The 19894-nt window shown below is 54.2% G+C and carries 20 protein-coding genes; 7 read left to right on the forward strand and 13 right to left on the reverse strand.

The annotated features are described in order from the left end of the window. Positions 1-53 precede the first annotated feature (53 nt). The 3 genes from Pan97_RS21135 to carA all read left to right on the forward strand — a co-directional run bounded on the left by Pan97_RS21135 (position 54) and on the right by carA (position 3206). Complete coding sequence (locus Pan97_RS21135) at positions 54-1304, forward strand: aminotransferase class I/II-fold pyridoxal phosphate-dependent enzyme (protein WP_144976083.1); 1251 nt, start codon at positions 54-56, stop codon at positions 1302-1304. A gap of 9 nt (positions 1305-1313) precedes the next feature. Then, positions 1314-1733 (forward strand): hypothetical protein, encoded by a 420-nt coding sequence (locus Pan97_RS21140; protein WP_144976085.1) that lies wholly within the window; start codon positions 1314-1316, stop codon positions 1731-1733. 318 nt (positions 1734-2051) lie between these two features. Next, positions 2052-3206 (forward strand): glutamine-hydrolyzing carbamoyl-phosphate synthase small subunit, encoded by a 1155-nt coding sequence (gene carA, locus Pan97_RS21145; RefSeq protein ID WP_144976087.1) that lies wholly within the window; start codon positions 2052-2054, stop codon positions 3204-3206. On the opposite strand, the gene Pan97_RS21150 is transcribed toward carA, so the two are convergent. Next, complete coding sequence (locus Pan97_RS21150; protein WP_144976089.1) at positions 3203-3889, reverse strand: CPBP family intramembrane glutamic endopeptidase; 687 nt, start codon at positions 3887-3889, stop codon at positions 3203-3205. The genes carA and Pan97_RS21150 overlap by 4 nt on opposite strands. A gap of 348 nt (positions 3890-4237) precedes the next feature. On the opposite strand from Pan97_RS21150, the gene ppdK reads away from it, so the two are divergent. Together ppdK and Pan97_RS21160 are read left to right on the forward strand one after the other, a co-directional pair. Beyond that, entirely contained in the window at positions 4238-6907 is a 2670-nt protein-coding gene (gene ppdK, locus Pan97_RS21155; RefSeq protein ID WP_144976091.1) for a pyruvate, phosphate dikinase, read from the forward strand. A gap of 162 nt (positions 6908-7069) precedes the next feature. Next, positions 7070-8068: an exo-alpha-sialidase gene (locus Pan97_RS21160; protein WP_144976092.1), complete on the forward strand. Its 999-nt coding sequence runs from the start codon at positions 7070-7072 to the stop codon at positions 8066-8068. Positions 8069-8080: 12 nt separating this feature from the next. Here the strand turns inward: Pan97_RS21160 and Pan97_RS21165 are convergent, their stop codons facing one another. The 8 genes from Pan97_RS21165 to Pan97_RS21200 all read right to left on the reverse strand — a co-directional run bounded on the left by Pan97_RS21165 (position 8081) and on the right by Pan97_RS21200 (position 13860). After that, on the reverse strand, positions 8081-9295 hold the full coding sequence (locus Pan97_RS21165; protein WP_165698893.1) for a PcfJ domain-containing protein: 1215 nt from the start codon (positions 9293-9295) through the stop codon (positions 8081-8083). A 293-nt stretch (positions 9296-9588) separates the two neighbouring features. Next, positions 9589-10005: a DoxX family protein gene (locus tag Pan97_RS21170; RefSeq protein WP_241676326.1), complete on the reverse strand. Its 417-nt coding sequence runs from the start codon at positions 10003-10005 to the stop codon at positions 9589-9591. A gap of 51 nt (positions 10006-10056) precedes the next feature. After that, on the reverse strand, positions 10057-10488 hold the full coding sequence (locus Pan97_RS21175) for a VOC family protein (protein WP_241676327.1): 432 nt from the start codon (positions 10486-10488) through the stop codon (positions 10057-10059). Between the two features lie 35 nt (positions 10489-10523). Further along, positions 10524-11108 (reverse strand): SRPBCC family protein, encoded by a 585-nt coding sequence (locus tag Pan97_RS21180; RefSeq protein ID WP_144976096.1) that lies wholly within the window; start codon positions 11106-11108, stop codon positions 10524-10526. A 31-nt stretch (positions 11109-11139) separates the two neighbouring features. Next, entirely contained in the window at positions 11140-11622 is a 483-nt protein-coding gene (locus tag Pan97_RS21185; protein WP_144976098.1) for a DUF1579 domain-containing protein, read from the reverse strand. A 59-nt stretch (positions 11623-11681) separates the two neighbouring features. Then, entirely contained in the window at positions 11682-12086 is a 405-nt protein-coding gene (locus Pan97_RS21190) for a YciI family protein (RefSeq protein ID WP_144976100.1), read from the reverse strand. A gap of 101 nt (positions 12087-12187) precedes the next feature. Further along, positions 12188-13438, reverse strand: coding sequence for an RNA polymerase sigma factor (locus Pan97_RS21195; protein ID WP_144976102.1), 1251 nt, complete (start codon positions 13436-13438; stop codon positions 12188-12190). Between the two features lie 56 nt (positions 13439-13494). After that, positions 13495-13860, reverse strand: a complete 366-nt coding sequence (locus tag Pan97_RS21200) for a SpoIIAA family protein (RefSeq protein ID WP_144976104.1) — start codon at positions 13858-13860, stop codon at positions 13495-13497. A gap of 193 nt (positions 13861-14053) precedes the next feature. Between Pan97_RS21200 and Pan97_RS21205 the strand changes: the two genes are divergently transcribed. After that, positions 14054-15217 carry a right-handed parallel beta-helix repeat-containing protein gene (locus Pan97_RS21205; protein ID WP_144976106.1) on the forward strand — a complete coding sequence of 388 codons (1164 nt, stop codon included), beginning with the start codon at positions 14054-14056 and terminating at the stop codon, positions 15215-15217. Between the two features lie 110 nt (positions 15218-15327). Beyond that, positions 15328-16035 (forward strand): hypothetical protein, encoded by a 708-nt coding sequence (locus Pan97_RS21210; RefSeq protein WP_144976107.1) that lies wholly within the window; start codon positions 15328-15330, stop codon positions 16033-16035. 10 nt (positions 16036-16045) lie between these two features. Here Pan97_RS21210 and Pan97_RS21215 read toward each other — a convergent pair whose 3' ends face one another. From Pan97_RS21215 to Pan97_RS21225, 4 genes are all read right to left on the reverse strand, one after another. Further along, complete coding sequence (locus tag Pan97_RS21215) at positions 16046-18205, reverse strand: acetylxylan esterase (RefSeq protein ID WP_165698894.1); 2160 nt, start codon at positions 18203-18205, stop codon at positions 16046-16048. A gap of 139 nt (positions 18206-18344) precedes the next feature. Next, positions 18345-18515, reverse strand: coding sequence for a hypothetical protein (locus Pan97_RS26355; RefSeq protein WP_165698895.1), 171 nt, complete (start codon positions 18513-18515; stop codon positions 18345-18347). A gap of 41 nt (positions 18516-18556) precedes the next feature. Next, complete coding sequence (locus tag Pan97_RS21220; RefSeq protein ID WP_144976111.1) at positions 18557-19249, reverse strand: hypothetical protein; 693 nt, start codon at positions 19247-19249, stop codon at positions 18557-18559. A gap of 100 nt (positions 19250-19349) precedes the next feature. After that, entirely contained in the window at positions 19350-19871 is a 522-nt protein-coding gene (locus tag Pan97_RS21225) for a hypothetical protein (protein WP_144976113.1), read from the reverse strand. Positions 19872-19894: the final 23 nt, after the last annotated feature.

Consider the following 19894-nt stretch of genomic DNA (forward strand, 5'->3'; position numbering starts at 1 on the left):
TTGCGAATTCTGGCAAATTTAACCTTCCACCACTTTGCCGAAACACGACATCCATGTCCGATTCCGCTCATTCCCATGGCGACCAACAAGATCCTCCGTTCGAGGTTCAATTTGCGCAGCGTGTTTATCGCCTGCCTCCGTACATGTTTGGGCGAATCAATGCCCTGTTGTACGAAAAGCGAGTCGCCGGGAACGACGTCATCGATATGGGGATGGGCAATCCGTCGGACCCGCCCGCCGATTACGTCATGGAAAAGATGTGCGAAGCGGTTAAGGACGTTCGCAACCATGGATACAGCAAGTCCAATGGTATCCGTAACTTGCGCAGAGAGGTTGCCGCCAAATACCTTAAAAAATATGGCGTTCGGCTGGACCCAGAATCGGAAGTCATGGTTTGCCTGGGTTCTAAGGAAGGCTTCTCACACATGTGTCTGGCCATGATGGGCCCTGGCGATACGGCAATTGTCCCAGCCCCTTACTTTCCCGTGCATACGTATGCGGTCGCATTGGCCTCTGGAAATGTGATTTCCCTGGACGTTGCCAACAGCGAGAAGTTCCTATCGAACATCGCTTACACGTGCGAACACCTCTACCCCAAGCCTAAGCTTTTGATCATTTGCTATCCACACAACCCCTCGACCGTGACCGTCGAGCCGGAGTTCTTTGTGGACGTTGTGAAAATTGCCAAGAAGTACGGCCTGATGGTAATCAGCGACTTCGCCTACGCCGACGTCGCGTTCGATGGCTATAAACCCCCCAGTTTTCTTTCAGCCCCAGGTGCCAGCGACGTCGGTGTCGAGTTCACCACCATGAGCAAAGGCTACAACATGGCCGGCTGGCGAGTTGGGTTCTGTGCTGGCAACAAAGAGATGATCCGCGGCTTGGGCACGATTAAAGGCTACTACGATTACGGCATGTTCCAGGCTATCCAAATTGCCTCGATCATTGCCCTACGTGAAGGGGACGCCGCAGTCGAAGCTCAAAGCCTGATTTACCAGAGCCGTCGTGACGCTCTCGTCGATGGCTTGGTTCGCCTTGGCTGGGACGTCACACCGCCCCGTGCTGGCATGTTTGTTTGGGCAAAGATCCCCGAAGAATGGCAGAAACGCATGAGCACCATGGACTTTGCCATGATGCTGCTTGAAAAAGGTGACGTTGCTGTCAGTCCTGGAAGTGGCTTCGGACCAAGCGGCGAAGGCTACCTGAGACTTAGCCTGGTCGAAAACGAAAATCGACTTCGTCAGGCGGTCCGTCAAATCAAGGGTTGCCTGAAAGAGGCCGAAGCTGAGTCGATCACGGCTTAAGTAGTTGCCGTGGGAGATAACCAGGAATTCGAGATCGAACTTGTCCACCAAACGCAAATAACGTGCGCGGGCAAGTTTCGACTTACCTCAGGCGATGACGATCCGCGTCGCTGCGTTCTTACGCTTGAATGTCCCTTGGGTGAATTTCAGGCCAACGACTGGAATTACTTCGATGCCCTTTGCCAGATCCGCGAGGAATTAGAGCCCAAGGGATGGCGACCTCGGTGCTACGGCGCTTGCGAGGATGTTTACCCATCTAATATGTGCCGCGACATGGGTCGAGGCATGGTCGCCTACCGTAATGAAATTGGCCGTCCGGCGGAGCAGGAACATCTGGTAGAGACGTTTGCAACGAGTTCTGAGATCAGGCCCGCCTCAGTCGACCAGCAGCGGGCCTTTTTCCAGCGTTGGCTGCGTTCGCCAAGATAAATCGCCCGTAGCAAACTACGGAATCCCCTAGAGACCCACTCTAGCCCCTATACGCAAGAGTTTCTGGGCCTATAATAGCGGAAATTTGCCCACAGCCAGGGTCTACATCTACGTAAAAAAAGGAAAGCACCTGCTCGCCGAAACAAGTGCTTTCCCAAAGGCTGTCCAAACTTTCGCTTGGAGACCCACAGCCGTACTCCTTGGTATCGGGCTCATCTTCGGGAAGACTTTAGTCGCGTCAAACAGCGACTTGGTTTCCTTCTCGAAAATGTCCATGGTCGTCACCCGCGAACCTAAGATAAAAGAAAACGAAACGACATGACTCAGCCCGCCAAACTTGCTCTGGAAGATGGAACCGTTTTCACTGGCACCGCGTTCGGAGCCATCGGCGAAGTCGCTGGGGAAGCCTGTTTCAACACCTCGATGACGGGCTATCAAGAGATCCTGACCGACCCCAGCTATCGTGGCCAGATCTTGACCATGACTTATCCACAAATTGGCAACTACGGTGTCAATGTCGAGGATATGGAAAGCGCGAAAATTCACATGGCGGGCTTTATCGTTCGCGAGGTCAGCCGTACGGTCAGCAACTTCCGCTCGGAAGGGTCGCTCGACGAGTTCCTGAAGAAGAACAATGTCGTGGGCATGACAGGCATCGATACACGTGCCCTCGTACGACGTCTGCGGTCCCATGGTTCGATGAAAGCAGTGCTTTCGAGCGTCGACCTGGATGACGCTTCGCTCGTGGAAAAAGCAAGAGCAAGCGATGGGCTTGTGGGGCGTAACCTCGTCCAGGAAGTTCTCCCCGAACAGCAAAAGATGTGGGAGGAAGATCTCAGCCCCTGGATCAAGATGGGGGACTATAAACGTGCCCTGACCAGCCGAAAAGAACAAGACCTGCACGTCGTGGCATTAGACTACGGCATGAAGTGGAACATTCCCCGACACTTGCGTGATCTGGGCTGTAAGGTGACTGTGCTTCCCGGAACGGCATCGGCTGAAGAGGTCCTGAGTCACAATCCCGACGGCATCTTTCTTTCCAACGGACCTGGCGACCCTGAACCGTTGACTGGGCCAGTCGAAACGATTCAGGGACTGCTGGGTAAGAAACCTATTTTCGGTATCTGCCTGGGACATCAACTGCTGTCACTGGCTTGCGGCGCGAAGACGTTCAAATTGAAGTTTGGACACCGGGGTGCGAACCAGCCGGTGCTTGACCTGGAAACGGATAAGGTCGAGATCACCTCACAGAATCACGGTTTCGCCGTCGAGGAGAACACGCTTCCCGATTGCCTGGAAATCACCCACCGTAATCTGAACGACAATACCGTCGCCGGGGTGAAGCACAAAGAACTGCCAGCATTCAGCGTGCAATATCATCCAGAAGCCTCAGCCGGTCCGCATGATAGCGAATACCTGTTTCTCCGATTTCGCGAAGCCATGGACGAACGCAAGAGTGCCGCTTCTGCTTAACCAGTTTTTGAGGAATCGGCGTCATCCAACTCTGGCGCATACTTTTTCATATAGGCCAGGGCAAACCAGTCATATAGCGTATGGATGACGATGGGAACGATGATATCCCCAGTGTAATAGAACCAGAGCCCGAGATAGGCCCCCATCACGGCACTGATGATGAAGTATTCCCGTGTCACGTAGTGCACCAGTCCGAACAAAAGGCTGGTCAACAGAATCGGCACGGCCGGTCCGGCATCTGGCCCCATCAGTTGATGAAGGTAGGTCTGAATTACGCCGCGGAAAAGAGCTTCTTCACCAAGCCCTGCTGCCAGGCTAATCATACCCAGCTCAAGCAGCGTCGCTTCGCGGAAGAGTGGAACGATCTGACGATCCATATAGTCTTGAAGATCGTTTAGCGACTGGATGTTGCAGTATTGCAAGGCCATAAATGCAGCCAACAGGGGCAACGTCCCAAGTGCGCCCAACCCAATGGCACCAAGCACGCCCAGAGCATGACCAGTCTCCCAGCTGGCGCTGATCCAGGGGGCTACGTCGATGAGCCATCCCAACCCGACCGCGACAAACGCCAGGGCCGACTCAAAAAGCACTGCCGTGCGAATGAACCCTTCGGCTCGCTCCCGAGCGGTCATTTCCGGGCCAAAAGGATCTTCGTAGTCGTAGTCGTCTTCGTCGTCAAACACAGGGTTTCGTTGTCGCTTTCAGTTCAATTCAAGCTAATTCGGAAAAGCATCTTAACAGGATCGTAATGCGCTTCCCTCTGGGATACATTGTCTTGTTTCTACCCCGATGCGCCAAACGGCTTACGAGGCCAAATCGGGATGAATCCGAAAATCCCGATTTGCTAAATGGCGTAAGATGAGGGCTGGTTGACGCTTGCTTGCATTCTCAAGTAAACTTTCCTGCTTATATTCGCATGAAATGCGGCCCTTCTGTACATAGCTGGCGGGATGTCCCGTCGAGTTGCCGCCGAAGGGACACCCCTTACCGAACAACACTCCAGCGTTTGCGACATTCAAAGGTTTCCAAACATGGCCAAGAAAACGGCAAAGAAATCCAAGCCCTCGAAGATGGTGTACTACTTCGGCAAGACCAAGACCGAAGGCAAAGGGGTCGGCAAGGATCTCCTCGGCGGCAAAGGTCTGAACCTGGCTGACATGACCTCGATCGGTCTGCCGGTTCCTCCCGGGATCACCATTACCACTCAGGTCTGTGCCGACTACTACAAGGGTGGCAAAAAGCTGCCTAAGGGGCTGATGGACGAAGTTCACGAAGGCGTTGCTACCCTCGAAAAAGAACTGAAGAAGAAGTTCGGCGACAACAAGAACCCGCTGCTGGTTTCAGTTCGTTCCGGTGCCGCCGTCTCGATGCCGGGCATGATGAACACGATTCTCAACCTCGGTCTGACCGACGAATCGGTGGTGGCACTGGCCAACGCCACCAACAACCAGCGTTTCGCTTACGACGCTTACCGCCGCTTGATCGACATGTTTGGCGACGTGGTGATGGAAGTTGATCGCGATCACTTCGAGCACGCTTTCACTGCGATCAAGAAGAAGTACAACGCCGCTCAAGACAACGAAGTTCCTGCGGAAGGCCTGATCGAACTGTGCAGCGAGTACAAGGCGATCTACAAGAAGTACACCGGCGAAGATTTCCCACAAGACCCAATGAAGCAGCTCGAGCTGGCTATCGAAGCGGTCTTCAAATCGTGGAACACGACCCGTGCCGTTCGCTACCGTGAAGTGGAAGGCATCCGTGGTCTGCTGGGGACTGCCGTTAACGTCCAGAGCATGGCTTATGGCAACATGGGGCAGGACTGTGGTACCGGCGTGGCCTTCACCCGTAACCCATCGACCGGCGAAAACAAGTTCTATGGCGAGTTCCTGATTGACGCTCAGGGGGAAGACGTGGTTGCTGGTATTCGTACCCCTCAGCCAGTCGCCGAGATGAGCAAGTGGAACAAGGCTGTTTACAAGCAACTGCTGGAAATCAAAGATACCCTGGAAGCCCACTACAAGGACGTCCAGGACATCGAGTTCACCATCGAAAAGGGTGAGCTGTTCATGCTGCAAACTCGTAACGGTAAGCGTACCGGTGCGGCTGCCGTGAAGATCGCTTGCGACATGGTCAAAGAAGGTTTGATCGACGAAGAGACCGCTCTGCTGCGTATTCCAGCGAACGACCTGACCCAGTTGCTGCTGCCAAGCTTTACGCCAGAATCGAAGAAGAACGCCAAGGTTCTGACGATTGGTCTGCCTGCTTCGCCAGGTGCTGCGGTTGGTGCTTTGGCTTTCACCGCCGAAGAAGCGGTCGAACGTTCCCACGCTGGCGAAAAGGTTCTGCTGGTCCGCAAGGAAACCAGCCCTGAAGACATCGATGGCATGCACTCGGCCGTGGGTATTTTGACCTCGACCGGTGGTATGACCAGCCACGCCGCCGTGGTAGCTCGTGGTTGGGGCCGTTGCTGCGTTGCTGGTGCTGGTGAAGTCGAAATCGACGAAAAGGGCCGCAAGATCAAAGTTGGTGGAAAAACCTTCAAGCACTCCGACATCATCTCGATCGACGGTTCGACCGGCCAGGTGATGGAAGGCTCCGTTGAGACCAGCGAACCCAAGCTGTCAGGCGACTTCGCCAAGGTCATGAAGTGGGCCGATCAGTACCGCACCCTGGGTGTTCGTACCAATGCCGATACCCCGAAGGACTCGCAACGTGCTCGCGACTTCGGTGCTGAAGGTATCGGCCTGTGCCGTACCGAACATATGTTCTTCGAAGAAGACCGTATCACCAGCATGCGTGAAATGATCCTCGCCGAAACGGAAGCAGATCGTCGTGCCGCTCTGGCTAAGCTATTGCCATTCCAGCGCGAAGACTTTGTAGGAATCTTCACCGCGATGAAAAACCTGCCGGTTACCGTTCGCCTGTTGGATCCACCTCTGCACGAATTCCTGCCGCACGATCCCAAGGCTCAGAAGGAAATGGCCGATATGCTCGGCGTTTCACCAGCCAAGGTCAAGTCGCGTGTTGCCGCTCTGCACGAATCCAACCCGATGCTTGGTCACCGTGGTTGCCGTTTGAGCGTGACCTATCCAGAAATCCTGGAAATGCAGGTCACCGCGATCGTCGAAGCGGCGATCGAATGCAAGAAGAATCGCATCAACGCCATGCCGGAAATCATGATCCCACTGGTAGTTACTGCTGCCGAGCTCGCCCTGCTGCGTGCCAAGACGGAAGAAACCATCGAGAAGACCAAGGCCGACAAGGGCTTCAGCGGTCAGCTCGATATCCTGATCGGTACCATGATCGAAATTCCGCGTGCTGCTCTGACGGCAAATGAAGTCGCTGAATACGCCGAGTTCTTCAGCTTCGGCACCAACGACCTCACGCAGATGACCTTCGGTTACAGCCGTGACGACGTCAACACGTTCCTGCCTGACTACACCCGCCTGGAAATCCTGCCGAACGATCCGTTCCAGTCGCTTGACACCTCCGGTGTTGGTCAGCTGGTTGAAATGGGCGTCACCAAGGGTCGCAAGGGTCGAAAAGGCCTGAAGTGCGGTATCTGTGGTGAACACGGTGGTGATCCAGCATCGATCAACTTCTGCCATACCGTCGGCCTGGACTACGTGAGCTGCTCGCCATTCCGCGTGCCAATTGCCCGCCTGGCTGCTGCTCAAGCTGCCATTCGCAACGGCAAATAGGCCTGAAGGCGAACACGCCTTGCGTAACGAATAATCGCAAAGCGCCGGTCTGAGAATTCAGATCGGCGTTTTTTTTGTTTCCATCCAGTTCACGAATTGTTTAGCCTTACGCTATCTCTCCCTGCCTGAATCCCCCTGCTCTCCTCGTGATTGGAATCTTTCATGCCTCAACTTGTCTTGCCGTTGCCATTTGTCTTACTGCTAGTTTTCACCACATCAGTATTCGGCACAGAATCCGCCGAGGTCGAAATCATCGATGTAAAGATGATATCCGATACGGCACCTCATTCTGCATTCACCGACCTGATACGCTTCCAAGACAACTGGTTCTGCGTATTCCGAGAAGGAAAAGCCCACGTCTCGCGCGACGGGGCGCTTCAGGTGTTAAAGTCACATGATGGAAACGTATGGCAATCCGTTGCTCGGCTGACATCCCCGGATGCTGATCTTCGGGATGCCAAAATCACGATCACACCGACGGGGCAACTAATGCTCTGTGGTGCAGCTGCCTTACACCAACCAGCTGAAGCGCGTCATCAATCGATGATCTGGTATTCAGACAATGGCACCGCCTGGAGCGATGCCATCGCCATTGGACCGCCCGACTACTGGATCTGGCGAATCAGCTGGCACGATGGCAAAGCGTATGGAGTTGGCTATCACACCATTGAACCTCGCGAAACGCAGCTTTTCGTGAGTGGAGATGGACATCGTTTCGAGAAACTTGGCGAGCCATTTTCGGTTGATGGGTTCTCGAACGAAGCAAGTCTTATCTTTCACACCGATGGGACCGCGTTATGCGTTGTGCGCCGCGATGGCACTCCCGACGACGCCCAACTCGGGAAGTCGGTTCCACCCTACACCGATTGGAAGTGGCAATCACTGGGGCAGTATATCGGCGGCCCTGCCCTAAAGCAGATGCCCGACGGTCGACATATCATCGCTGGACGCCGCAAGACGGGTCCTGCCAAGACGGTTCTCTGGCAGCTCGATCCCACCACCGCGAAGCTTAGCGAGTTGGCCGTTTTGCCTTCGGGAGGTGACACGAGCTACCCAGGCTTGGTGCTGCATGACGATATCCTTTGGATGAGCTACTACTCTTCCCATGAAGGAAAAACACGCATCTACCTGGCAAAAATAAAGCTGCCCACATCGAAATGATGCAGGCAGCTTCTACTCATCCAGACACATCGCCAAGCCTTCTCGTGTAGCCCAACGCTCGAGGATTTCCTTCGCTGCTGGGCTGGGGTCCTCGTTGCTCTTGGCATTCGCCTGAACGATCGTTTTCCTTTCCGGATCGATTTCGATCGTCACCATGCGTTTGGGACAACCCTTGGCATGGATCCGTAGCGACCAGATCGATGACTTCCGTTCGGCACACTGCTCGACATAGTCGCCGACGCAGTGATCCATGGCGGCTCCTTCCAGCATCAACGCGCGGTCGTTCAACAGCTCGAAGATGAGCCATTTCACGTCGCCGTCTTGATGCACCATTGGCTTGACCTCGATCGCTTCCCAGTGGAAGTTTCGCTTGGCCAGCGATGGTCGTTTGAGCAAAAGCTCCTGCCGCCAGCTAACCATGTGCCGCAGAAGCGATCGAAGCGTTCGCCCTTTCACCGAGAACTCTGGCTGCAGCGGCAGTGGACCACCACCACGTCCCCAGACTTTTTCAGCGGGTTGAAACTTTTGATCAAAAATGAATTCAACAAGCATCGACGCTTGAGGAATATAACTCAGCTTCTCACGAATCAGAAAACGGATTACCGTTTCCCAAAAGCGTTCGTCACGAGTCGGTTCCTTAAGGATCGTGTTGCGAACCAGTTCCGCTGCCAAAGCTTTGCTACCACCAAACCCTCGAATTTGAGCCCATCGCATCGCTTCCACAGGCGCCAAATGATCGGGTGCCTTGAGGAAGAACTTAGCTGCCGTGGGCGTCAACGGAATGCCAGGCTTCCCTTTGAATTGCCGCACACCACGACCAGCGGCCATGTGTACATACAATTCGTGAATCCATCGCTTGGCCTGTGGACGCATCCAGGCAAACGCCAAAAAGTTAGGCACCGGATAACGTTCGAACAGGTGTTTCAATAGTGATCGAAACGCGACTCGATTGCTGGTCGGCTCGGCCTGGGCCTTCGGCGGCTGCCACGATTCGGGCTGGTGAATACACTTGGTGCGGTACCTGGCCACGTAGGCGAGCGCCCGGATGTAAACGCGAAGATGTTCCGGCTTACGGATGGCCGGATCAAATCCGACACTCAAAATCTCGGACTTGGCGCGTACCTCACGAATCAAGTTCCAATACGCTCGACGATGCCGCGCGCAAGGCTGATGGCAGACAAGCATTTCGTCTACATATTGTTTCATTTGCTGCTTACGAGAACTCATAGCAACCCATGCCTTCTTAGAAATTACGGACATAAGGGAAGCGATACACACGCTTCGCGAGTGATTTCAGGTCAAACCGATATTCGGTTGACCAAACACGTCAATGTCCGAGATCCAAGAGCATGGGTACTAACTTTCAGGCCGCGGCCTTTGTCAGCGCGCGGTCTTATCGCAAAGAGAAAGAAATGCCAGGCATTCACGCGATGCCTGGCCGCTGGCAAGAGAGATGCTTGCCGCCAGAAAAAGGTTCGCTGAATTTCATTTCAGCCGCATGCGCCACCACTCTCGCCCATTCAAGAACGTAGCGGCATAAGCGCCCAAAGCCGTCGATCACGGAGAAAGACGCCCAGCCAGATCAGCACGCCGATAATGATCTGCACGACAAACAAGTCGCCAACTCGCCAGTGCGTGCAGATGGCACCACCGATGTACCCGGTCAGAAGAATGGCTCCGAGTACGGCCGTTTGCGGTACCAGGTAAATGATGGCGATGACCAGTTCCAGGATGGCCAGGGGATACTGTATTTCCATCGGCAGTCCCAGATGCGCGAAACCTTCTTCCAGGCCTGCTCCACCGACAAATTTCCCGACGGCACTCGCCAGAAAGGCCAAGCCAACGAGGCCTGACAGGACTCGTCCTGTCCATTTAGCTGCGGCTGGCGTAGATTTAGCTTGATCGGTAGAAGGCGTGGTTTCTGTCTCGTTCATCATCTGTTCCCTGGAAAACGTGAGTGCGGTCACCATTGTCGATTTCGGATGGTTCTATTCGTTCGACGAGCCGGCCTGGACTTGGGCAAAACCGGCAGGATCCATCCAGAAGACCTCCCAGATATGACCATCCAAATCTTCGAAACCATGTTGAATCATGAAACCATGATCTTTTGGCTCGGCATAGGTCTTGCCGCCAGCGGCAACCGCTTTCGCGATGAACTCGGTCACCTTTTCCCGCGATTCCAACTGCAAAGCATTGAGCACTTCGGTGCTCTTGTGGCTATCGCAAATCGCCTTGGGGGTGAACTCCTTAAAGCGACTTTCTACCAAGAGCATCACCATGATGTTATCCGACACGATCATACATGTGGCGGTATCGTCGGTGAATTGCGGGTTGAACGTAAAGCCTAAGGCCGCAAAGAACTCAACCGATCTGGTCAGATCTTTCACCGGCAGATTCACAAATAGCTGCTGGATCATCATCGTCTCTTTCTTAGCATTAGATGGGAAATGCATGGCTATGAGGTAGCCGCGGCTGCTTGTTTCTCGCTGATCTCTTTCAGTTTCGTGAGGCCTTCGGTGAACTGGTCACCGCACATTTTGTCGATATCAAAAATGAGATGGAAGAACTTGGCCATAAAACCGACTTTTCCACTCATGCTCCAGGTCACCACCGTGCTGTTGCCTTCTGGCTGAAAAGTGAACAGGACGTCGTTGCGACAAGCCATGGGCTCGGTAATTTCCAGGTCAATCTGAATCGCCTCGTTCGGTTCGCTCTGAACAATCGTCGTGCTGCCGGCACCTGCGTTACCATTGCCTGACCACCGCATGATGGCCCCCTGCCCTGCTGCTGGTCCATCCAGTGATTTCGACATATTTGGGTCCAGTTTTTCGTAGGGAGACCAGGCCTCCCAGGCAGAGAACTGATTGACATGGGGGAAAACCACCTCCGGCGGCGCATCCATCTTCATCGATCGCGTAACCTGAAATTCATTCGGCTGAAAGGCCACTGCAACCGCCAGGGCCACAATCAAGAAGACCAGCCCTACCAATAGGATTAAAACTACGTTCAACATCCGACGCTTCCCAAGCGAAAGTGCCATCGTATTTGTTCCTTCTTTAAGGACAATTGATTTATTTTTTGCGGGTGTATCTGGTCGTCATGAACTCTTGCCATACTTCATTTTCATCCAGCAACCTCGCATGCAGGATCCGATGATCCTCGTCCACAATCTCGATGACGTCCTGATATTGCGACATTCCTTCTCCGCTAAAGCTGGGTCCGGTCGCGTCGAGTGTCAGAACCTTGCCTGCATCATCGAGCGTGCCGCTGGAATAAATCCAAAGATGACACATGCACGAAGAAATGAACGATCCGACAAACGACTTCGCTTGCGGATCGTAGCCGAGTGTCATCTGTGACTTTGCCGTATCGCCCCCAGGCATTTCCAATTCCATCTCGCAAAGCACCCACACATCGCCGAGTTTCCGGACAAGTTCTATCCCGACCGATGTCTGCTTTGGCATGTCGGGGCTCATGTCTGCTTCTGATTCCAGGGTCCATTCACCTAACAGGTTCTCTAGCCAGTTGTGTTCGACTTGGGGCTCAACGTGCATGAGAGTTTTCCTTGCGATAGGGACAACGGTATTAGCTTCGTATTCGGCGATTCGTGCGGCTAAGTAGCGCTGGCTTCCTTTGCTAATCGCTCAGAGATTTCCAAAATCTGCAGATTCATGGCTTCGTCCGCGGGCCGGATTTCAAATGGTCCCATGCGAACACCAGGATGCTTCGACATGAGTTGAATGGCATGATTCAAGTCGCGCGCCTCCAACAGCAGAATACCGCCGATCTGCTCCTTCGTTTCGATAAAAGGACCATCCGTCACGCGAACCTGGCCGTTTTGATGGCGAAGTGTCACACCATTTTGAGGAGCAGCGAGCGCACCTCCGCCTGCGAAATGCCCCCCTTTGCGCAGTTCGTTATCGTAGGCCATACAGTCTTCCATCGCCTTTTCGGCTTCTTCCTTGGGAAGACTCTCCCACATCGACGCGTCGATATATCCCAAACAGACAAACTTCATCAGGGCTCTCCTAAAACTGAGGCAAGTGTTGTTCCTTTACCCCATGGTCGATTCAGTTACTGCGAAATCGACAGGCCCCTGGAAAAAAATGGGAATCGAGACTAACTCAACTGCTTGAGCCGTCCCTCAAGAAAACGGCGTTCCGGTTCCTGTTTCGCTAATTCCAGGGCGCGTCGATACGCATTCACGGCATCAACGGTATTGCCCATCCGTCGACACAGGTCAGCTCGCGCGGCGTGGGCTAGGTGATACTCGGACAGAGTCCCCTCGGCAAGAATGTCATCAATCAAGGTCAAGCCAGCCTCGGGCCCATCACGCATCGCAATGGCGACCGCTCGATTCAAGTCGACCACCGGCGACGGCTCGATCCTCGACAAAACATCATACAGAGCAATGATTTGCGCCCAATCGGTGTCCTCGGGGGTTTGGGCTTCGGCATGCACGGCAGCGATTGCTGCCTGGATGGTATACACGCCAAATCGACGTGTCTTCAAGGCTTGCTGGACAAGCTCAGCTCCCTCGGCGATGTACGGTAGAACCCACAACGACCGGTCCTGATCTTCCAAGAGAATAATATCGCCAGAGGCCGATGTACGGGCCAGCCGGCGTGACTCCTGGATCAGCATCAGGGCCAAAAGACCGATTGCTTCGGTGTCAGGAAGCAGTTGGACCAGCAGCCTACCCAGGCGGATGGCTTCCTCCGACAGATCGTGGCGTGTGACCGTTTCTCCAGACGAGGCGGAGTACCCTTCGTTGAAAACGAGATAGATGACCGACAACACGGAATCGAGCCGTTGCGGCATCTGGGGGATGGTCGGTACCTCGAACGGAATCCCCGCGTCTCGGATCTTCTGCTTGCCCCGTACAATCCGCTGAGCAATGGTCGGCGGCGTGGTCAAAAATGCACTGGCGATTTCTTCGGTGCGAAGCCCGCAAACTTCGCGCAAAGTCAAAGCCACTTGGGCATTGGGAGGAATCGCCGGATGACAGCACGTAAAAATTAGTCGCAGGCGGTCGTCTTCGATGTTCTCCTCATCGATCGCGGCGAACTGGTCTTTTTCATCGTCCAGTCGCCTGGCAATCTCCCCTAACGATTCGTCGAATCGCACACGCCGACGAATCGTATCAATCGCCTTGAAACGCCCTGTCGATACCAACCATGCACGGGGATTCTGCGGGATCCCCTCCTCCTGCCATTTCACAAAAGCAGAAGTGAACGCCTCGTGCATGGCCTCTTCCGCAAGATCGAAATCGCTGAGTAGACGCACCAGCGTCGCAAAGACTCGGCGGGATTCCGTGCGGTAAAGTTCATCAACAAATTGACGAATGTCTGGCCGGTCCTCGTCCACCATTGGGGAGAGATCCTGAAACGGTGTAGCTTCAAGGCAGTGGGACGAACGCGGAGGATTTACTCTTCCTCAACCAGCCACTTCTTGGCTTCTTCCAACTTCGTATGGTCGAAATACTTTACGCTTGCGGAAGTAAATGGCTTGCAGAAGACTGCCATGCCTGATTCCCACTTCGTTTCTCCCACGATTGCCAGACGCTTGATGTCGCTCCAATGCTTAGCGTCAAACTTGACGTCGTCCCACAAAGCTCCCATGGTCCAGCCGTGGAAGTCGTGCAGTTCGACAAGTAGACGAAGCTTACCGAATTCCGCGATCTGCTTTTCGATTTCCGGTACAAAGTGCTCGTAATCAGCCGCGGTCAGTTTGCCGCTCAGGCGAACAATGGTCAGATCCTTCAGATGCACAACTTCTACGTTTTCACTCATTGCTTGTGGCTCCCTTGAAAGCAAACTGGACGGAGGGTGTTGGTTTCGCCCCGATGGGGTTAGCCTTCATTCTAAAGGTCTCGGCGCGCTAAACAAATCCTGGACGGAGTTTTCTGAATGGCTTACGCTTAATCATTCATAACGCTTTGCGCATTATGCCTTATGGTCAAACTTTTCCCATCCAGGCTCCGTCATGCCCCTCCTTTTGGCCCTGCCGCTGTTGTTGTTGATCGTCGCCTCCGCCGCCGCTGGCGACGATATCGAAGTGACCTCGAAAGCCGAACTGCTCCGGGCAGTTTCCCGAGCAAAGCCGGGCAGCGTGATCACGATCACGGCTGAGTCCATGCCGGGAGGCATCTCCATCAAGGATCTTCGAGGAACGGCGGAAAAGCCGATCGTGATTCGTGGCAAAACAACGACGCAGCGCTGCGTTATCGAAGGCGGAAACTTCGGTATGCAGATCTCTGACCCGGCTCATGTGGTCCTAGAGAATCTAGAGATTCGAGGCGTTTCCCAAAACGGATTGAATATCGACGACGCGGGCACCTACGACTCCCCTGCCTTGCACGTGACCCTTCGAAATCTCTACGTCCATGACATAGGACCGAATGGAAACTGCGATGGCATCAAGCTCTCTGGCGTGGACCACCTCACCATTGAGAGTTGTCGTGTCGAACGTTGGGGCAAGGGAGGTTCGGCAATCGACATGGTTGGCTGTCACTCAGGAATCGTTCGCGATTGTACGATGAAATTCGACACAATGAACTCTGCCAGCGGGGTTCAGCTCAAGGGTGGAACGAGCGAGATGATCGTTTCCCATTGCGTTTTTGTCGAGTGCGGCCACCGAGGGGTGAACATTGGCGGAAGCACCGGGCTCGCATTTTTCCGACCGCAGGGCGCGACCTACGAAGCCAAAGATATTACGGTCGAAGACTGCACCTTCATCGGCGGAATGGCCGCGATGGCCTTTGTGGGAGTCGACGGGGCGGTCGTCCAACACAATACGATCGTTGATCCAGCCAAGTGGGTGACCCGGATTCTCCAGGAAACCACCGAACCTGGATTCGTACCGTGCCGCAATGGCATCTTCCGAAATAACGTGATCCAATTCAAAGCGGAGCAGGCATTTCGCAGTGTGAACGTAGGCCCGCACACCTCCCCCGATACGTTCCAATTCGAGGGCAACGTCTGGTACGTGACCGATGGAAAAATCTCTGAACGCGACCTGCGGTTGCCGGTCAAGGAAAAGGACGGAATCCACAACATCGATCCACAACTGAAGCAGGCCAAGGGCGGAATGAAGGTAGCAACCTCACGCCAGCTACCCAGAAACGTTGGTGTGCGCCAACACGATTAGCCCGATCGATATTCTCAATTTCAGGCCAAAATCACAAATCTTGCTAATCTAAGGGTTCGTCTCTCTATCAGACAAATAAATGTCGTCACCACATTTACGGGATCGATGTCATGGCTCGCTGGAAGACGTATCGATTTCACTTAGGTTCTCCCCTGGCCGGATTCTCGGTACGGATGGCCTTGCCGGTTCTGAGTTGGAGCTGGTTTCAGCTGCGAATCAGCACCTTGCTGTTGCTCGTTCTTCTGGCGAGTGTGATCATTGGCTGGCAACGGGATCGAAACGACCTATCGGATCAGATTATCGATCTGGAAGTCGAACTCGCTCAGGTTCGTGGCATGAAATCCTCCTGGAGCATCGAACAGTTGTATGGACCGCCCGACACGTTGGCTTTTGGCGATTATGGCACCGCCTGGGCTTCCGCATCGGCCGATGGACAGGATGAGTGGGTCATTGCTCAATTCGAGAATGAAGTGAGTCCGGCAGAATTGCAAATTTACGAAACCTACAACCCAGGCGCGGTCTACAAGGTGTCGGTCTTCACTCCAATCGGCAACGAGGTAACCGTCTGGCAAGGTCCCGACCCGACACCGCAAGGTTCAGGTGGAGGGGTCTCGAAGATTCCACTGGAAACCATCTGGCGTACGAAGAAAGTGAAGGTCTATCTCGCGTCCAAAAAGGTTAGGGGGTGGAACGAGATCGACGCGATTGGATTGGTGGATCAAAGCGGGGACGTTCAATGGACCCGGCATGCCGAAGCGTCTTCCTCCTATGGAGCGCAATATAGCCGAGGAGTATTCATTTCCCGTTCCTTTTTTTGAAAAGTGACGGCTACTGAGTAGCTACAGCACTCAATTGATTCATGATCCAATCGACCGGCGATACGTCCGAATCCATATCGGTTAGCATCGCTTGCTTCCCTTCTCGCTGGTATGCCAATCGAACTGGCTTTTCACTCTCCTCGTCTTCACCCAACACGCGCAAAAGCATCGGCGAGGCCATCGCCAAGAAGCCTGGCACGTCTCCATACTTCGCCCCACCAGGCAGCAGATCTGGGGAACGGATGGAATCAACGTGACCGAACCTAAAGCCATTAGTCTTAAGGACACCAAAGTCGAACGCGTCGGCCTGTAGGGCGATCGCGACACTGCCCAGTGCAGCCATATTGGGATCAAGCGCGACCAAACCAATCGACTTCGGTTTTCGATCGTGATTTCGCATGAAAGCCGCCATGGACAGTATGTCTTGAATGCGCTGGGCCGCTACCGAGTGGTTATAGCCCAGCGTATATGCCGCGGCTTCTCGTTCGTTTTCAACGCTGGGAGTTTGCTTTAGCGGCTGTCCGTCCGGCCGAAACTCGCCCTGATAGATCATATCCACTGCGGCCACCGAGATACCCGACGACACCAACTTGGCGACCTCGGACTTGAGCCGCCCTCCTTCGTCGAACACGCCAGATTTGCCATCGTTGGATAGCCAAAGAACGGTATGACCGTTCCAGTTTCCGCTGGGGTAAAGAAACAAAGCTGGCAATTGAGACTTGTTCTGATCGTTATGCAGCAGCCCGGCAATCAGCAAGAAGTCTTCCTGCTGCTGCTTGTTCTTCACATCGAAATCAAGCTGATCCACAGCCGGTTCTTCCCAGCCAACGATGACCTCCAATGCCTGATCCACCATCTGACGGTACTTGCCGAACGAATCCGAGTTGCCTACTAGCAATGGCTGGATCTGCTGATCAGACTGCTTCGTGAGCGCCTGAAGCAGATCGCGTTCAAACTCCGGTTTATACGAGGGACGATTCTCATCGGTCCAGACAGAAAGCTCTTCGATTCCGAGTCGCTGGAACGGCTTTTCCTCGATCGACGCGTTTAAACCAAATTCTTTGTTAAACAACTCGTACATCGCCTTGCGAGCAATGGCGTTATAATTGTGTCCAAATTCCGTTCGCGCGGTCAGTTGCACGCGCTGCTCGGCATCCAACAAACCATACAACTTCTTCAAGTCCGGAAAACCCTTGGTTTCAAATTCAACAGTCCAGTCATCTGCGGACGTGAGTCCCTGAGGCTTGGGGGCAAATAACGCGGCGAATTCAACGTTGCCAGTTCCAACTCGAAGCAGCGAACAGTTCTCACAGGTACAACCTCCTTGCATGGCCGTGGAAACCATGACCGCGGGAAAGCAGGCGGCGACGCGAGGATCGATGGCAGAAACCAACATCGTTTGCGTGGCTCCACCACTGGCACCCGTGACGCCCAAGCGCGTCTTGTCTACGCTTGATAGACTTTCGAGCACGTCGAGCGAACGAATGCAGTTCCAGATCTGGAGCCCCATGACCGATTGCAAGTGCGACTCAGCTTGAGGGCTGAAGAAGCCCCAGCGCTCGATCGTATTCATGGCAGGCCGCTGTTTGGCAAATTTGTGAACCAGATCGAATGACAACTGCTGGCTATCCGCGTACCCAAGCATGTCGACTTGCAACACCACACATCCCATACGTGCCAAATGCACTGAGCGAGCCTGAATCGGATTCTCAGCCGCGACGACGTCGGTCTCCCCGCCACTTTCAAGTTGCTCTTTAAGGGCCTTTTCGTCGGCAACGTAGTACCGCCCGTTTGCCCAATGTCCGTGCGGACAAAGAACCCCCGGAAATGGGGCCTCTTTGCCGATTGGTTCGTATAGATTGCCTGTAACGAACAGTCCGGGAACACTCTCGAATCGAACGTTGGAGACCGCGTAGTCCTCGAACTCACGCCTCCCGACGACCTCATAATTGAGGGGCGTTTTGGGAGGCATCGGCCAAAGCCCGAGGGCGACCTTCAGTTGAGTACGCACGGCTTCCGCTCGGACATTCCACTCGGCGACACTCGCCGGTGGCGTGAAGGGAAAGTAGCCGTTCAGATCTTTAGGTGGAGCCAAGCGAGCATCGTCCGGAGTCTGCCCTGCAGGGAGTACCCGCGTGGCGTCCTGGGCATGGGCTAGTGAAACAGCCATGCAGGCAAGCACAAGGAGTGTGCCTGCCCTTGAGAAGAATCGAGTTCGTCGCATCGCAGTAGTCGTCCAAAAGGTGGGGAATGGAGGGACGAGAGATGACTAGCAGTTTAAGCAACCGCTGCGCGAGATGCGAATCATTTTAGGAAGCTTTGATCTTTTCGATCTCTTCCCGTGTCTTGGCAATTTCCTGCTCGACCGCTTCCACCTCACCAGGCTCGTCGGCTTGTTCCTTGACGCCGGCCAGCTTCTGATTCAACGTTTGCATCTTTTTTTGCAGAATATCAAGACGCTTCTTTTGCTTCTTATCCATGAAGACTCCCATAATTCGTTTGTTGAAAAGGATGTGTTGTACTAGCTGTTCGAAGGAGCGGCAATGATCTCGCGCATCTTTTGCAGGGCGATCATCGCTTCGATTCCTTGAAGCCCAAAACACTCGTGCATCAGCATCAAGGCATCATTAAAACGTTTCTGTGTAAGCTCCTGACGAATGCGCATCGCTTTGACGACGACAGCCGTATCGGTTTCGTATCGAGCAGCGAAGGTCTCGGCGCACTTCATGCCACTGAACGGGGAAAGTCCAAAAATCTGAGCGATGACGTCCCCAGCCTGATCGGTTTCGCCTTGTTCAATGTGGGCAACAAAGCGAGCAAATGCAGGGGCCTTCGGCAGACTCACGCCGGGAGCCGGCAGTCCGATCAAGTCATCACGTTGGACGCGTGGTGGCAGTTCAACTTCCGATTTTGATGCGATCGGAAAATGAGGTAACCGAGCCGTTGGCTGTTCTTCCGGTTGATCTTCCCGGTCGAATGGAAAGGTATCGTCCTGCGGTTCTGCCTCGGCCGGCAAATTGGAAATCATCTGGTTTAGATGAGCCAGCTTGTTTCCCATCTGGTCGTACAGCGTTTCGATCTCGCTGAGAAACGACTCTCCCTGCGCATCGGCAACGATCTCCTCGGCCTGTTCGAGGATCGCTTCGGTCATGCGAGCCAGCAGGGCATCGCGAGCTTGCTTCAAAACGGCCAAGGCCTCGTTTCGGTCGGACATGGCAGATATACCTATCGTCGAAGGGGGAAATTCGTCGCCAAGAGCAACCAAGAGGACTGCCACCGGCGTGACTCCATCTTAGTCGCTTTCCCCCCGAACGTTAAGAATTCTCGCTGCTCGTCTGCTCCAGGGAAGTGGCTGGGGCCTCAGAATCAGCAGAATCGGCACTTTTAGGCACACGATCGGCCACTCGTAGCGTTCCGGCCATCAGAACCAGGATGACCGCGAGGGTGGCGTTGAGCTTCAACCAGAAGGCCTCTTTCTCGCGAAACTTCTCCGCGTTCTTACTTCGTCCCGTCAACAAACTGGCAATGTAGAGGATGACCAACGCCAGAAGGAACTTCATGCCGGCCACGGGGTGATAATACTTTTGAGGAAACGTGTAGGTGGTTGCCTGGAGCACTAAAGATGCAATTCCACTCAGGAGCACGATACCCGCGCAGATCATCACTACCTTGGCCCAACGTGCCCGGACCGCGGCCTTCAATTCTGCCTTTTCGGCGAACTCGGTTGCCTGCATCGCAGGGTGCAGGGCGAAAACCATGTAAAGCGTTCCGCCAACCAGAATGATGGCAGGGATGATATGGGCCCAGCGAATGACTAATTCCAGCAGCAAGTCCATTGAGTCGTCCTTTGGTTGTCTGT

The organism is Bremerella volcania, from assembly GCF_007748115.1.
Lineage (GTDB): Bacteria > Planctomycetota > Planctomycetia > Pirellulales > Pirellulaceae > Bremerella > Bremerella volcania.

Coding starts and splice junctions, on each gene's coding strand:
- Pan97_RS21135 (WP_144976083.1), top strand. CDS start 54: ATGTCCGATTCCGCTCATTCCCATGGCGACCAACAAGATCCTCCGTTC.
- carA (WP_144976087.1), top strand. CDS start 2,052: ATGACTCAGCCCGCCAAACTTGCTCTGGAAGATGGAACCGTTTTCACT.
- ppdK (WP_144976091.1), top strand. CDS start 4,238: ATGGCCAAGAAAACGGCAAAGAAATCCAAGCCCTCGAAGATGGTGTAC.
- Pan97_RS21160 (WP_144976092.1), top strand. CDS start 7,070: ATGCCTCAACTTGTCTTGCCGTTGCCATTTGTCTTACTGCTAGTTTTC.
- Pan97_RS21165 (WP_165698893.1), bottom strand. CDS start 9,295: ATGAGTTCTCGTAAGCAGCAAATGAAACAATATGTAGACGAAATGCTT.
- Pan97_RS21170 (WP_241676326.1), bottom strand. CDS start 10,005: ATGATGAACGAGACAGAAACCACGCCTTCTACCGATCAAGCTAAATCT.
- Pan97_RS21175 (WP_241676327.1), bottom strand. CDS start 10,488: ATGATGATCCAGCAGCTATTTGTGAATCTGCCGGTGAAAGATCTGACC.
- Pan97_RS21180 (WP_144976096.1), bottom strand. CDS start 11,108: ATGGCACTTTCGCTTGGGAAGCGTCGGATGTTGAACGTAGTTTTAATC.
- Pan97_RS21185 (WP_144976098.1), bottom strand. CDS start 11,622: ATGCACGTTGAGCCCCAAGTCGAACACAACTGGCTAGAGAACCTGTTA.
- Pan97_RS21190 (WP_144976100.1), bottom strand. CDS start 12,086: ATGAAGTTTGTCTGTTTGGGATATATCGACGCGTCGATGTGGGAGAGT.
- Pan97_RS21195 (WP_144976102.1), bottom strand. CDS start 13,438: ATGGTGGACGAGGACCGGCCAGACATTCGTCAATTTGTTGATGAACTT.
- Pan97_RS21200 (WP_144976104.1), bottom strand. CDS start 13,860: ATGAGTGAAAACGTAGAAGTTGTGCATCTGAAGGATCTGACCATTGTT.
- Pan97_RS21205 (WP_144976106.1), top strand. CDS start 14,054: ATGCCCCTCCTTTTGGCCCTGCCGCTGTTGTTGTTGATCGTCGCCTCC.
- Pan97_RS21210 (WP_144976107.1), top strand. CDS start 15,328: ATGGCTCGCTGGAAGACGTATCGATTTCACTTAGGTTCTCCCCTGGCC.
- Pan97_RS21215 (WP_165698894.1), bottom strand. CDS start 18,205: ATGGCTGTTTCACTAGCCCATGCCCAGGACGCCACGCGGGTACTCCCT.
- Pan97_RS26355 (WP_165698895.1), bottom strand. CDS start 18,515: ATGGATAAGAAGCAAAAGAAGCGTCTTGATATTCTGCAAAAAAAGATG.
- Pan97_RS21220 (WP_144976111.1), bottom strand. CDS start 19,249: ATGTCCGACCGAAACGAGGCCTTGGCCGTTTTGAAGCAAGCTCGCGAT.
- Pan97_RS21225 (WP_144976113.1), bottom strand. CDS start 19,871: ATGGACTTGCTGCTGGAATTAGTCATTCGCTGGGCCCATATCATCCCT.